Raw genomic sequence first — 13,679 nt, 5'->3', positions numbered from 1 at the left:
AGAGAAGAGAGAGCAATGACTGACACCGCAACCGCGCCAGTCCACGCACCGGTTGAAACCGTCGCCGTCGGCCGGATCGCCCGCGTCACGGGCCCGGTCGTCGACATCGAGTTCCCGCACGACTCGATCCCGGGCATGTACAACGCGCTGAAGACGACGATCGTCATCGGGGAGGTGTCGACCGTGATCACCCTCGAGGTCGCCCAGCACCTCGGCGACGACCTGATCCGCGCCATCGCGCTGAACCCCACCGACGGTCTTGTCCGCGGTCAGGAGGTTCGGGACACCGGATCTCCCATCACGGTCCCGGTCGGCGACGTCACCAAGGGTCGCGTCTTCAATGCCATCGGCGAGGTGCTCAACGCTGAGCCGGGCGAGAAGATCGAGATCACGGAGCGCTGGCCCATCCACCGCAAGCCGCCGCCCTTCGACCAGCTCGAGTCCAAGACCCAGCTGTTCGAGACCGGCATCAAGGTCATCGACCTTCTCACGCCGTATGTCCTCGGCGGAAAGATCGGACTCTTCGGGGGAGCCGGCGTCGGCAAGACCGTGTTGATCCAGGAAATGATCCAGCGCGTCGCGCAGGACCATGGTGGAGTATCGGTGTTCGCCGGCGTCGGCGAGCGCACCCGTGAGGGCAACGACCTCATCCACGAGATGGAGGAGGCGGGCGTCTTCGACAAGACCGCCCTTGTCTTCGGCCAGATGGACGAGCCGCCGGGAACGCGTCTTCGCGTCGCGCTGTCCGCGCTGACGATGGCGGAGTACTTCCGTGACGTCGCCAAGCAGGACGTGTTGCTCTTCATCGACAACATCTTCCGCTTCACCCAGGCCGGCTCCGAGGTCTCGACGCTTCTCGGTCGCATGCCGAGCGCCGTGGGCTACCAGCCGACACTGGCCGACGAGATGGGCATCCTCCAGGAGCGCATCACGTCCACCCGTGGCCACTCGATCACCTCCCTCCAGGCCATCTACGTGCCTGCCGATGACTACACCGACCCGGCCCCGGCGACCACGTTCGCCCACCTCGACGCGACGACCGAGCTGTCCCGCGAGATCGCGTCGAAGGGCCTCTACCCGGCCGTCGACCCGCTCACCTCGACCAGCCGTATCCTCGACCCCCGCTACCTGGGTGCCGACCACTACACCACGGCCGTCCGGGTCAAGGCGATTCTGCAGAAGAACAAGGAACTCCAGGAGATCATTGCGATCCTCGGTGTTGACGAGCTCTCCGAAGAGGACAAGGTCACGGTTTCCCGTGCTCGCCGGATCCAGCAGTTCCTGTCGCAGAACACCTACATGGCGAAGAAGTTCACCGGCGTCGAGGGTTCGACGGTTCCGCTCAAGGACACCATCGAATCCTTCACCGCGATCGCCAACGGTGACTTCGACCACGTGGCAGAGCAGGCCTTCTTCAACGTCGGCGGCATCACCGACGTCGAAGAGAAGTGGGCCAAGATCCAGAAGGAGAACGACTAACCATGGCTGCGGCCCTCAACGTCAGCGTCGTCTCGGCGGACCAGGAAGTCTGGTCCGGCGAGGCAACCATGGTCGTTGCCCGCACCGTGGAAGGCGAGATCGGCATCCTCGCCGGCCACGAGCCGATGCTCGCCATCCTGGCCAGCGGTGAGGTTCGCCTCACCCTGCCCGACGGCAAGAAGATCGTCGCCGAAGCGGCGGACGGATTCCTCTCGGTGGCCAACAATCTGGTCACCATCGTCGCCCGCAAGGCGGGGCTCGTCTAACCGATTGATAGTCCTGCTGCCGCCGTCCGAGACCAAGCGTCCAGGCGGTACCGGCGCACCGCTTGACCTGCGCACTCTCACGTACCCGTCGCTGCACTCCAGCCGGCGGGTACTGGTGCGTTCGCTGGTCGGTCTGGCGAAGCATCCGGACGCCATGATGTCCGCCCTCAAGCTCGGCCGCACCCAGGCGGCGGAGGTCGGTCGGAACCTTGCCCTCGCGTCATCGGCGACGATGCCGGCGCTCGACCGCTACACCGGCGTGCTCTACGACGCCCTCGACGCCGAGACTCTGACCTCGGCCGCGCGGGCCTGGTCCGGCGAGCACGTCCGGGTGCACTCCGCGCTCTTCGGCCCGATCGGCGCCCTCGACCTGATCCCGGCCTACCGGCTATCCCACGATTCCCGGCTGCCGGAGATCACCCTGAAAAAACACTGGAGCGGCCCCGTGAGCACTGCCCTCAGCGCCGCCGACGGGCTCCTGCTCGACCTCCGCTCGGCCGGCTACGCGGCCCTCGGACCCGCGCCGGTGCGGCCGGACTCGCTCTACCTGCGGGTCGTCACCCGGGCATCCGACGGCCACACCCGGGCGCTCAACCATTTCAACAAGACCGCCAAGGGTGCCTTCAGCCGCGCACTGATCGAGCACGCAGAGTCGTTCGAGAACGTGACCACCCTGCTCGACTGGGCTGAGTCGGCGGGCTTCACGCTGCGCCCCGGAGCGGCCGGGCAACTCGACCTGGTCGTCGACCAGCTGGTCGGCGCGGCCAAGGCCTGACGAAGACGCCCGCCGGCCATAAGCTGGCTTCGTGCCCATACCAGCCATGAATGTCACCGTCACCGGCGCAGCCGGCCAGATCGGCTATGCCCTGCTGTTCCGCATCGCGTCCGGCCAGCTGCTCGGGCCCACAACGCCGGTCAACCTGACCATGCTGGAGATCCCGGAGGGGCTCGCCGCGGCGGAGGGCACCGCCCTGGAGCTTCAGGACTGCGCCTTCCCGCTGCTGCGCACCGTCACCGTCACCGCGGACCCCGTGCGGGCGTTCGACGGGGTCAACATCGCCCTGCTGGTCGGCTCCCGGCCGCGGGCGGTCGGGATGGAACGGGTCGGCCTGCTCGAGAGCAACGGGCGCATCTTCGGTCCACAGGGAACCGCCCTGAACGCCGGCGCGGCCCCGGACGTGCGGGTGCTGGTCGTCGGCAACCCCGCCAACACGAACGCGCTCGTCGCGAGCGCGTTCGCCCCCGACATCCCGGCCGAGCGGTTCACCGCGATGACCCGTCTCGACCACAACCGCGGCATCGCGCAGCTCGCGGCGAAACTGGGCGTGCACGTCGACCAGGTGCGCGGGCTCAGCGTCTGGGGCAACCATTCGGCGCTGCAGTACCCGGACGTCAACCACGCCACCGTGGGCGGACGACCTGTCACCGACCTCGTCGATGAGGCCTGGCTGGTGGACGAGTTCATCCCGCGGGTGGCGGGGCGTGGCTACGAGATCATCAAGGCCCGCGGGGCATCGTCGGCGGCCAGCGCGGCCAGTGCCGCCATCGACCACGTCTACGACTGGGTGAACGGCACCGGAGACCAGTGGACCTCGGCTGCCATCGTCTCCGACGGCTCCTACGGCGTACCGGAGGGTCTCTTCTCCTCATTCCCCGTGCGGGCGATCGACGGCCGTTGGGAGATCGTGCAGGGTCTGTCGATCAACGCATTCGCGCGGGCCCGGATCGATTCCTCCGTCGCCGAACTGATCGAGGAACGCGAACACGTGCGGGCGCTCGGCCTGCTGCCGTGACCCATCGCGGCGATGTGCGCCGCTGACCGCGCCTATTCCGCCGCTTTGCCGCTGGCGTGCCAGGAGCGAAGTGGCGGAATTGGCGCGCTCGCGAATCACCCTTCGGCGGCGCGATGGCAGCCGAGGACGTGGTCGTCGACCAGTCCGGCCGACTGCATCAGGGCATAGACGGTGGTCGGCCCGACGAAGCGGAAGCCTCGGGCGCGCAGTTCCCGGCTGAGCGCCGTGGATTCGGGCGTGACCGCGGGGATATCGCCGAGCCCCGACAGTCGTGACGCCCGCGGTTCTGACGCGAAACTCCAGATCAGGGTCGCGAGGCTTTCGCCGAGGTCACGGGTGACCCTGGCGTTTCCGATGGTCGCCTCGATCTTGCCTCGGTGGCGGATGATGCTCGAGTCGGTGACGAGCCGGGTGACATCCGTTTCGTCCATGGCGGCCACCCGATCGACGTCGAAGTCGAAGAATGCGGTGCGAAAGGCCGCGCGCCGCCGCAGGATGGTGAGCCAGGACAGGCCGGCCTGGAAACCCTCCAGGCACAGCTTCTCGAACAGGAGCCGGTCGTCCCGGAGCGGGCGGCCCCACTCCTCGTCGTGGTACCGGCGGTATTCCGGGTCAGAGCCCGCCCAACCGCACCGGGCGAGCCCGTCCTCGGCCAGGGTCGCGGTGGTCACGCGTCGAGCCCGGTTTCGTCTGGCCCGGTTCCCACCTGCCGGGTTCCCACGTGCCCGATGCCCTCGTGGTCGAGCAGCCAGGCCTTGGTCGGGATGCCGTTGCCGCCGCTGTAACCGGTGATCCGCCCGTTGGCGGCGAGCACCCGGTGGCAGCCGATCAGGATCGGCACCGGATTGGCGCCGACCGCGCCGCCGGTGGCCCGGCCCGAGCCAGGCCGCCCGATCGAGGCGCCCAGGTCACCGTAGGAGATGACCTCGCCGAACCCCAGGCCGGCGAGTCCCTGCCACACGCTCCGCTGGAAGGCGGTGCCACCGGTGAAGCGAATCGGAAGGTCGAAGCCGGTGCGAGTACCGGCGAAATATTCCGCGAGCTCGGCGGCCGCGCGCTCGAGCAGCGAAGACGGCGACTCCGGCGACTGCTCGAGCGGGAGGTGGCCGGCGCGTTCGATCGACAGCGAGAGGAGGCTCTCGGAATCGGCGGTGAGTTCGAGCCGGCCGATCGGGCTGGGGAGACGAATCAACGAGGGTGCGATGCTGGTCATGTTTCGACTGTAGTCGGCGCCGCGGCACGACACTAGCGGGTTTCGGACACGGCGTGAACGCCTTCCGGCCGAGCCTGTGGAAGGAGGCTCAGCGCCTGTGCGTCAGGCGAGATGCGGATGCGGGTAGGCACCGGAACGCTGCTGGAAGGCCAGGATGTCGGGGTTCTGGATGACGCCCCCGCGGATCTCGATCGCCCGCCGCAGCGTCTCGTTCGCGTCCCAGGCTGCGGCCCCGCCGAGGAGCTCCGGCAGGTAGGGGAGCAGCGCCTCGCTGATCTCCCAGGTGGCGGACTTCCAGAGGTAGGAGGGACTGTGGTCGACGGCGTAGTAGGTCACGTTGTCACCGACCGGGAAGGTCGGGTGGTCAAACGACGTGGGCCTGGCCCAGGTGAACCCCATGCCGGCGTCGCAGGAGACGTCGATGATCAGGGAGCCGGGGATGAGCAGACGCAGGTCGTCGTCGGTCAGGAAGATGAGCGGGGCGTTCGGGTCCTGAAGCACACAGTTGACGATGATGTCATAGCCGGCCAGGTACTCCGGCAGGGGTATCCGCCCACCGTCGGGGAGCGCAAAATTCTGGTGCGGGCCCGACCCGTGTTCGAGCCGCACGATCTGGGCGGAGTGGATCGGGGAACTGACCGCGGTGACGTCGCGACTGGTCAGCACGGTCACGGCGTAGACGCCGAGGGCGTTCAGCGCCGTCACCGCGCCCCTGGCCGTCGCGCCGAAGCCGATCACCGCGGCCCGGAGTCTGCGACCGTAATCGCCGGTCGACCCGGTCAAGGCCAGGGTGTGCAGCACGGAGGAGTAGCCGGCCAGCTCGTTGTTCTTGTGGAGTACGTGCAGGTGGAAGTCGCCGCCGCCGGTCCAGTGGTTCATCGCCTCGAACGCGATCAGGGTCAGTCGCTTGTCGATGGCCAGCTGGGTGAGCGCGTCATCCTGCACGCAGTGCGGCCAGCCCCAGAGGACCTGTCCGTCGCGCAGCTCGGCGACGTCGCGCAGTAGCGGCTTGGCCAGAAGGATGACGTCGCAGTCCCGGATGAGCTCATCCCGGGTGCGCAGCCCGCCCACCAGCGGCGCGAGTTGGGCATCGGACACGCCGAACTGCTCGCCGTACCCGGCTTCGAGGAAGATCTGCTTCCGCACGGCGGGTTCGATTCGGTTGAGGTGGTGCGGGTGAATGGGCAGGCGGCGTTCGTTCGGCTTGCCGGAACGAGACATTACTCCGAGCGTGAGTCCGCTCACTGGCACCCCTTTGATTGTGTCCTGTCTAGCACAGGCGTGCGGCCCTAGTCTGGGGTGATGGCAGAGATCGAATACCGTGCACTCGGCAAGTCCGGACTCATGGTGTCCACGATCGGACTCGGCTGCAACAACTTCGGCCGGGCCGGAACGGCAACGGCCGGGCAGGCGGGCACGACGGCGGTGATCGACGCGGCCATCGCGGCGGGCGTCACCCTGTTCGACACGGCCGACATCTACGGCGCCGAGCGGGGCCTCAGCGAGACCCTGATGGGCCACGCGTTGCGCGGAAACCGGGACAAGATCGTGCTCGCCACCAAGTTCGGCATGGACATGAACGGCACGAACGGGCCGGACTGGAACGCCAGGGGCTCGCGCCGCTATATCCGCCGTGCCGTCGAGGGGTCGCTCCGGCGCCTGCAGACCGACTGGATCGACCTGTACCAGCTGCACCAGCCCGACCCGAACACGCCGATCGAGGAGACCCTCGACACCCTCGACGACCTCATCGGCGAGGGCAAGATCCGTTACATCGGCCACTCCAACCTGGCCGGCTGGCAGATCGCCGAGGCCGAATTCACGGCCAGGCTCGGGTCGCATCCGCGGTTCATCTCGGCGCAGAACGAATACAGCCTGCTCGTGCGCGACGCGGAAGACGAGGTTCTGCCCGCGGTCAACGCCTACGGCCTGGGCTTCCTGCCGTTTTTCCCGCTCTACAATGGCCTGTTCACCGGCAAGTTCTCCCGTGACGGCGGGCCAGCCGACAGCCGGATCATGATGATCAGGCGCCACCTGGTCGACGACGCCCCGTGGGACCTGCTCGAGGCCTACCAGGACTGGTGCGACGAGCGGGAGGTGACCATGCTCGCGGCCACGCTGGCCTGGCTGCTCGCCCAGCCCGGGCTGACCAGCGTGATCGCCGGTGCGACCAGGCCGGAGCAGATCCGCCAGAACGCGGATGCTGCGACGGCCTGGCAGCCGAACGCGGCCGAGGTCGCCTGGATCTCCGACCTTTTCGCCTGACCTCGTCCCGTCGAATTCGACGGACATTTTGGCGATATCGCGTCCGGCAGGCAGGTTCTTGGACTCTGCGGGCAAAATCACCGTCGAATTCGACAGGAAATGGTGATGGGTGCTTGTGAGTGAGTGCTCACTCATTTAGAGTGAGTGGATGGCCGTCAAACCCGCACGAGCGAAATCGCTGTCCGTCGAGGATCGCCAGTCGATGCTGATCGACGCGGTCACCCCGCTGCTGCTCGAGCACGGTCAGGCCGTCACCACCCGGCAGATCGCGGACTGTGCCGGGATTGCAGAGGGAACGATCTTCCGCGCCTTCGGCAGCAAGGATGAGCTGATCCAGGCCGCGGTGGCCCGTCACCTTGATCCGGAGCCGTTCCGGCGGCAGCTGGCCGAGATCGACCCGCTCCTCCCGTTCGAGGAACGGATTCGCAGGGTGGTCACCCTGATGCGCGGGCGGTTCACCACGGTGTTCACGCTGATGACCGCGCTTGGCCGGCACGGTCCGCCACCCGGGCACAAGGGTCCCCACCAGTACGAGGCGATCGTGACCCGCGTGCTCGGTGACGACCTCGAACGGCTCTCCGTGCCGGCCGACCGGGTCGGCCAGATCATCCGGATGGTGACGCTCGCGGCATCCGTGCCCCAGATCCGCAACGGCCCAGACTTCGACGATGACGAGATCACCACCCTGATCCTGCACGGAATCATGGGTCGACCCACCCCGCAGGACGCCACCGCGTCCCCGCACCGCACCGCCTAGGAGAAACCGATGCTCCGGAAACTGCTCGTGAAGTACCTGCGGCCATACCGGCGCCTTCTGGCGGCGGTGGTCGTCTTCCAGCTGGCGCAGTCGATCGCATCGCTCTATCTGCCCACCCTCAACGCCGACATCATCGACGAGGGTGTCGCCAAGGGCGACACCGGTTACATCCTCCGCATCGGCGGGACGATGCTGCTGATCACCTTCGCCCAGATCGTCTGCTCGATCATCGCGGTCTACTTCGGCGCGAAGGCGGCCATGGCGCTCGGGCGTGACCTGCGCGGAGCGGTCTTCTCCCGGGTCGGCGAGTTCTCGGAGCAGGAGGTCACCCGCTTCGGCGCCCCGTCGCTGATCACCCGCTCCACCAACGATGTCCAGCAGGTGCAGATGCTCGTGCTGATGACCTCCACCCTGATGGTCTCCGCGCCGATCCTCTCCATCGGCGGCGTGATCATGGCGATCCGCCAGGACGTGCAACTCTCGTGGCTGATCGCGGTGAGCGTGCCCGTGCTCCTGATAGCCGTCGGCCTGATCATCGTTCGGATGGTGCCGCTGTTCCGGGTGATGCAGGCGAAGATCGACACGATCAACCGGGTGCTTCGTGAACAGCTCACCGGCATCCGGGTCATTCGTGCCTTCGTGCGCGAGGACCGCGAGCAGGCCCGCTTCACCGTGGCAAACGAGGACGTCACCGACTACGCGCTGCGGGCGGGCCGGCTGATGGCGCTGATGTTCCCGATCGTGATGCTCGTGCTCAACGTCTCGAGCGTCGCCGTTATCTGGTTCGGGGCGTTCCGGATCCAGGACGGCTCGATGCAGGTCGGCACCCTGATCGCGTTCCTCTCCTACCTCATGCAGATCCTGATGGCCGTGATGATGGCGACCTTCATGGCCGTGATGATCCCGCGCGCGACTGTCTCCGCCGACCGGATCGGCGAGGTGCTCGGCACCAGGTCGAGCGTGGTTCCCCCGGCCAATCCGGTGAACGCGACCGTCGGCCGCGGTGAACTCGCCCTGCTGGACGTGGGTTTCGCCTACCCGGGGGCCGAGCAGCCGGTGCTCAGCAATGTGAGCTTCCTGGCCCGCTCCGGGCAGACCACCGCGATCATCGGCAGCACCGGCTCCGGCAAAACCACCCTGGTCAACCTGCTGCCTCGGCTCTTCGACGCCACGAGCGGCTCGGTGCTCGTCGACGGCGTGGACGTGCGCGAGCTCAACCCCGACCTGCTCTGGGGGCACATCGGCCTCGTGCCGCAGAAACCCTACCTGTTCTCCGGAACCGTTCGCAGCAATCTGCAGTACGGCAAGCCGGACGCCACCGAAGAGGAACTCTGGCGGGCGCTCACGATCGCCCAGGCGAGGGACTTCGTCTCGGAGATGCCGGAGGGGCTCGACTCCCCGATCGCCCAGGGCGGCACCAACGTGTCCGGCGGCCAGCGACAGCGGCTCGCGATCGCGCGCGCGCTGATCAAGCGCCCGGAGATCTACATCTTCGACGACTCATTCTCCTCCCTCGACCTGGCCACGGATGCCCGGCTGCGGGCCGCTCTGAAGACCGGCACCGATGGGGCGACGATGATCATCGTGGCGCAGCGGGTGTCGACCATCATCGACGCCGACCAGATTCTCGTGCTCGAAGACGGCCGCATCGTCGGCGCTGGCACCCATCACGAGCTGCTCGAGAGCAGCGGCACCTACCAGGAAATCGTGTCATCACAGCTCACAGCGGAGGAAGCGGCATGAGCGAGGCAACCAGGGAACGGCCCGCGGCGGACCGACCGCCGCCACGCGGACCCGGCGGCGGGCACGGCCCGTTCGGCGGCATGAGTGCCCCGGCCGAGAAAGCGATGAACTTCGGCCCGTCGGCCAGGCGGCTGATCGGCAAGCTCAGGCCCGAACGACTCTGGCTCCTGCTCGTGCTGGTTCTCGCCGTGGTGAGCGTCACCTTCTCGGTGATCGGCCCGCGGCTGCTCGGCCAGGGCACGAACCTGATCTTCTCCGGCATCGTGTCCAAGGCTCTTCCCTCCGGAGCCAGCCAGGCCGACATCATCGCCGGGCTCCGCGCGGCCGGGGAGACCGCCAAGGCGGACATGCTCAGCGGCATGACCCTCACACCGGGGCTCGGCATCGACGTCGCAGCGCTGTCTGCGGTGCTGCTGTGGGCGATGATCCTCTACGTGCTGTCCTCGACGTTCAGCTGGATTCAGGCCTACGTGCTCAACGGGGTCGTGCAGCGCACGGTGTTCCGTCTGCGCGACGAGATCGAGGCGAAGATCAACCGCCTGCCGCTGCGCTACTTCGACACCGTTCAGCGCGGTGAACTGCTCAGCCGGGTCACCAACGACGTTGACAACGTGTCACAGAGCCTGCAGCAGTCCCTCAGCCAGATCGTCACCTCGCTCCTGACGGTGATCGGGGTCATCGTGATGATGTTCCTGCTCTCGCCGCTGCTCGCCGTGATCGCACTGGTCACGGTGCCGCTCACGCTGGTGACCACGATGCTCATCGCCAAGCGCTCGCAGAAACTCTTCGTGGGGCAGTGGAAGAACACCGGCGAACTGAACGGCCAGATCGAGGAGACCTTCACCGGGCACGCCCTGGTCAAGGTGTTCGGCCGCCAGAAGGAAGTCGAAGAGCGATTCAGGGTCAAGAACGAGGAGCTCTACCAGGCCAGCTTCGGCGCACAGTTCATCAGCGGCATGATCATGCCGGCGATGACGTTCATCGGCAACCTCGTCTACGTCGGCATCGCCGTCGTCGGCGGGCTGCAGGTGGCGTCCGGTACGATGCAGCTCGGCGACGTGCAGGCCTTCATCCAGTACTCCCGGCAGTTCACCCAGCCGCTCGCGCAGCTCGGTTCGATGGCCAACCTGCTCCAGTCCGGTGTCGCGTCCGCCGAGCGTGTCTTCGACCTGCTCGACGGCGAGGAGCAGAGCCCCGACCCGAAACCGGCCGAGACCCCGCCCACCGTCCACGGCCGGCTCGCCTTCGAGGACGTGTCGTTCCGCTACACCGCCGACCAGCCGCTGATCGAGCACATCAGCCTCATTGCGGAACCAGGCCAGACGGTCGCGATCGTCGGGCCGACCGGCGCAGGCAAGACCACCCTGGTCAACCTGATGATGCGTTTCTACGAGCTGGACTCCGGCCGGATCACCCTCGACGGCGTCGACGTCGCGAAGATGACCCGCGACGACCTGCGCGGCCGGATGGGAATGGTGCTCCAGGACACCTGGCTGTTCGGCGGCACCATCAGGGAGAACATCGCCTACGGGCGTCCGGATGCCACTGAGGAGGACATTCAGGCCGCCGCACGGGCAACCTACGTCGACCGGTTCGTGCACTCGCTACCGGACGGCTACGACACAGTGCTCGACGACGAGGGCGGCAACGTCAGCGCCGGCGAGAAGCAGCTGCTCACGATCGCCCGGGCGTTCCTGGCCAAGCCCAGCGTGCTGATCCTGGACGAGGCGACCAGCTCCGTCGACACCCGCACCGAGGTGCTCGTGCAAAAGGCCATGAGCGCGCTCCGCGCCGACCGGACCAGTTTCGTGATCGCGCACCGCCTGTCCACAATCCGCGACGCCGACCTCATCCTGGTGATGGAGGCCGGCCGGATCGTCGAGTTGGGCGCGCACGACGAGCTGCTCGCGGCCGATGGCGCCTACCACGCGCTCTACAACGCCCAGTTCGCGGCCCCGGTCACCGACGAGGTCTAGGGAGAACGGGCTCGGGGTCACGCCCGTGGGCGCGCCTCCGCGTCGCGGGCGCAGTCGATGCACAGCTCGGCGGCGGGCCTGGCCTCGAGCCGGGCCCGCCCGATCGGTTCGCCGCCGCGCACGCACAGCCCGTAACTGCCGTCGCTGATCCGGGCGAGCGCCCGGTCGACCGTGGCAGCCTTCGCCTCGAACTCGCTGTGCACGCCCGAGATCCGCGACCACTCCATCGTGAGCGTGGGACCCTCCGGATCGTGCTCGTCGTCGGCGGTGCCGCTGTTCCTGGCTTCGATCACGTCATCGAGGGTGTGGGTGATCCGGTCGAGGGCCACGTCAAGTTCGCGGCGCTCCTCCAACAGCAGGCCCTCGAAGTGCCGCAGGTCGGCGGGGGAGAGCTTCGTCTGGGTGCGCATGGCTGTCCTTTCGAGCGGCTCGCTGAAGGGCATAACACCGCGTCGCGAGGATTGTGCTGTTGAGGATACGCCCGGCCGGCCTGACTGTCGCGGGGCAGGCGGAGGTCGGTGGACAAGTCAGTCGACCGTCACCTCAGCCGACCGTCACCGGCACCTGCTGCAGCCCGGTGGCCCCGTCGGGGACCACATCGCGCACCACCGAGGTCTGCACGAGCCCGGCGGCGTCGGTCGCCCGTACCCGGAGGGTGTGCCGGCCGGCGGGCGCGGTCCACTGCCAGCTCCACTGGCGCCAGGTGTCGGCGGAGATCGCGTCGGCCAGGTTCGCGTCGTTCCAGGGGCCGTCGTCGACCTGCACCTGCACAAAACGGATTCCCACGTGCTGCGACCAGGCGACGCCGGCAAGCATCACCGGTCCGGCCGGCACCCGGGCCCCCGCGCGCGGCACGTCGATCCTGGAGGACAGCTTCACCGGTCCGCGTTCGGTCCAGCCGCGGTTGGTCCAGTACGCGGTCTCCAGGTCGAACCGGGTCACGTTCAGCTCGACCACCCATTTGGTGGCCGAGACGTAGCCGTAGAGCCCGGGCACGACCATCCGCACCGGGTAACCGTGCTCGAGGGGGAGCGGCACGCCGTTCATGCCGACGGCGAGGATCGCGTTGCGGTCATCGGTCAGCACCTCCAGCGGGGTGCTCGCGGTCCAGCCGTCCTCGCTGCGGGAGAGCACCATGTCGGCGCCGGGGCGCGGCTTCGCCCGGGCGAGCAGCAGCCGGACCGGGTAGCCGAGCCAGGTGGCGTTGCCGATCAGGTCGCCGCCCACGGGGTTGGACACGCAGGTGAGCGTCGTGGTGCTTTCCTCCAGCGGTAGGGCGAGGAGCTCCGCGAAGGTCAGCTCGACCTCGTTCTCGACCATGCCGGTGATCTTGAGCGTCCAGGTCGTTGGATCGATCCGGGGCACCTGCAGCGCCGTGTCGATCCGGTAGAAGCCGAGATTCGGCGTGATCACGGGGGAGAGGCCCTCGATCGCGAGGTCGGCTCCGGCCGGGATCGGGGCCGACGCCGTGGCCGGGACGGGCAGGGTGAACAGGGCGCGGGCGGCATCCGTGGCCCTGGTACCGGCCGACACGAGCTGGCCGCCGATCACAGCCAGGAGCCCGAGGCCGGCGCTCACGCCGGTCCAGGCGAGGAATCGTCTGCGGTCGGGATCGGGGCCCGGGTGGAGGGCCGTCGCAGAGGCGGTCGACACGGTGCGGGGCAACCGGGCGACCAGGACGGTGAGCATGACCGCCCCGACCACCATCGCGATCACCGACGGCACGGCGTCGAAGGTGGCGGAGCTCGCCCTGGTAAGCACGGCGACGACCGCGAGGCCACCTGCCGCCACGACGAGCGCGCGGCCGAACGGCGGACGACGGGATTCGACGACGCCCGCGACGGCGGCCAATACGAGGGCGCCCACAGCGACGCAGACGATCAGCACCGCCTTGTCGCCCGTGCCGAACACGGCGATGACCAACTCCTTGACCCAGGCGGGGACGAGATCGATCACGAGGGCGCCGACGGCCAGGATCGGGCTGCCCGCCGGGGCGAGGAGTGCGGCGGTAAGCTCGGCCGCGCCCAGGCTGGCCAGCGCAGCGGCGACCCCGGCCACGGCGGGGCCCCACAGCCGCCAGGCGCGCGCGACGGTGGGGGAACGGGGAGGACGCTCTGGGCTGGCCATTCGTTCAGCATAGGTACGCGGAGTCCGGGGCGCGCCGGGGAAGTCCTTACGATTCGCTGC

At 68.2% G+C, this 13,679-nt stretch carries 13 protein-coding genes; 8 read left to right on the top strand and 5 right to left on the bottom strand.

Features of this window, described 5'->3' with window-relative positions; all coding sequences use genetic code 11:
* Window positions 1-15: 15 nt before the first annotated feature.
* From atpD to E3O19_RS10810, 4 genes are read left to right on the top strand one after another with little or no spacing between them, the layout of a single operon-like run.
* Window positions 16-1,479, top strand: a complete 1,464-nt coding sequence (atpD, locus tag E3O19_RS10825) for a F0F1 ATP synthase subunit beta (RefSeq protein WP_134567483.1) — start codon at window positions 16-18, stop codon at window positions 1,477-1,479.
* A 2-nt stretch (window positions 1,480-1,481) separates the two neighbouring features.
* A complete protein-coding gene (locus E3O19_RS10820) occupies window positions 1,482-1,745 on the top strand; it encodes a F0F1 ATP synthase subunit epsilon (RefSeq protein WP_134522521.1) in 264 nt (87 codons plus the stop codon).
* A gap of 4 nt (window positions 1,746-1,749) precedes the next feature.
* Window positions 1,750-2,520, top strand: coding sequence for a YaaA family protein (locus tag E3O19_RS10815; protein WP_134567481.1), 771 nt, complete (start codon window positions 1,750-1,752; stop codon window positions 2,518-2,520).
* Window positions 2,521-2,566: 46 nt separating this feature from the next.
* Complete coding sequence (locus tag E3O19_RS10810; RefSeq protein ID WP_134567612.1) at window positions 2,567-3,538, top strand: malate dehydrogenase; 972 nt, start codon at window positions 2,567-2,569, stop codon at window positions 3,536-3,538.
* 95 nt (window positions 3,539-3,633) lie between these two features.
* Here E3O19_RS10810 and E3O19_RS10805 read toward each other — a convergent pair whose 3' ends face one another.
* From E3O19_RS10805 to E3O19_RS10795, 3 genes are all read right to left on the bottom strand, one after another.
* Window positions 3,634-4,209, bottom strand: coding sequence for a DNA-3-methyladenine glycosylase I (locus tag E3O19_RS10805; RefSeq protein WP_134567479.1), 576 nt, complete (start codon window positions 4,207-4,209; stop codon window positions 3,634-3,636).
* On the bottom strand, window positions 4,206-4,751 hold the full coding sequence (locus tag E3O19_RS10800) for a methylated-DNA--[protein]-cysteine S-methyltransferase (protein WP_134567477.1): 546 nt from the start codon (window positions 4,749-4,751) through the stop codon (window positions 4,206-4,208). Before E3O19_RS10800 ends, E3O19_RS10805 begins: the two co-directional genes overlap by 4 nt.
* A gap of 102 nt (window positions 4,752-4,853) precedes the next feature.
* A complete protein-coding gene (locus E3O19_RS10795) occupies window positions 4,854-5,972 on the bottom strand; it encodes a N(5)-(carboxyethyl)ornithine synthase (RefSeq protein WP_166804537.1) in 1,119 nt (372 codons plus the stop codon).
* An 81-nt stretch (window positions 5,973-6,053) separates the two neighbouring features.
* Between E3O19_RS10795 and E3O19_RS10790 the strand changes: the two genes are divergently transcribed.
* The 4 genes from E3O19_RS10790 to E3O19_RS10775 all read left to right on the top strand — a co-directional run bounded on the left by E3O19_RS10790 (window position 6,054) and on the right by E3O19_RS10775 (window position 11,492).
* Window positions 6,054-7,016, top strand: a complete 963-nt coding sequence (locus E3O19_RS10790) for an aldo/keto reductase (RefSeq protein ID WP_134567473.1) — start codon at window positions 6,054-6,056, stop codon at window positions 7,014-7,016.
* A gap of 148 nt (window positions 7,017-7,164) precedes the next feature.
* Window positions 7,165-7,773, top strand: a complete 609-nt coding sequence (locus E3O19_RS10785; protein WP_134567471.1) for a TetR/AcrR family transcriptional regulator — start codon at window positions 7,165-7,167, stop codon at window positions 7,771-7,773.
* A 9-nt stretch (window positions 7,774-7,782) separates the two neighbouring features.
* The gene (locus E3O19_RS10780) at window positions 7,783-9,516 is read left to right on the top strand and encodes an ABC transporter ATP-binding protein (RefSeq protein ID WP_134567469.1); all 1,734 of its coding nucleotides are present in this window, start codon (window positions 7,783-7,785) and stop codon (window positions 9,514-9,516) included.
* Window positions 9,513-11,492: an ABC transporter ATP-binding protein gene (locus E3O19_RS10775; protein ID WP_134567467.1), complete on the top strand. Its 1,980-nt coding sequence runs from the start codon at window positions 9,513-9,515 to the stop codon at window positions 11,490-11,492. The genes E3O19_RS10780 and E3O19_RS10775 overlap by 4 nt, the downstream gene beginning before the upstream one ends.
* 17 nt (window positions 11,493-11,509) lie before the next feature.
* Here the strand turns inward: E3O19_RS10775 and E3O19_RS10770 are convergent, their stop codons facing one another.
* Together E3O19_RS10770 and E3O19_RS10765 are read right to left on the bottom strand one after the other, a co-directional pair.
* Window positions 11,510-11,902, bottom strand: coding sequence for a TraR/DksA family transcriptional regulator (locus E3O19_RS10770; RefSeq protein WP_134567466.1), 393 nt, complete (start codon window positions 11,900-11,902; stop codon window positions 11,510-11,512).
* A gap of 133 nt (window positions 11,903-12,035) precedes the next feature.
* Complete coding sequence (locus tag E3O19_RS10765) at window positions 12,036-13,619, bottom strand: molybdopterin-dependent oxidoreductase (RefSeq protein ID WP_134567464.1); 1,584 nt, start codon at window positions 13,617-13,619, stop codon at window positions 12,036-12,038.
* Window positions 13,620-13,679: the final 60 nt, after the last annotated feature.

It is taken from the genome of Cryobacterium algoritolerans (genome assembly GCF_004402785.1).
In the GTDB taxonomy this organism is placed as follows: Bacteria; Actinomycetota; Actinomycetes; order Actinomycetales; family Microbacteriaceae; genus Cryobacterium; species Cryobacterium algoritolerans.
This window is presented reverse-complemented; position numbering and strand designations above follow the sequence as displayed.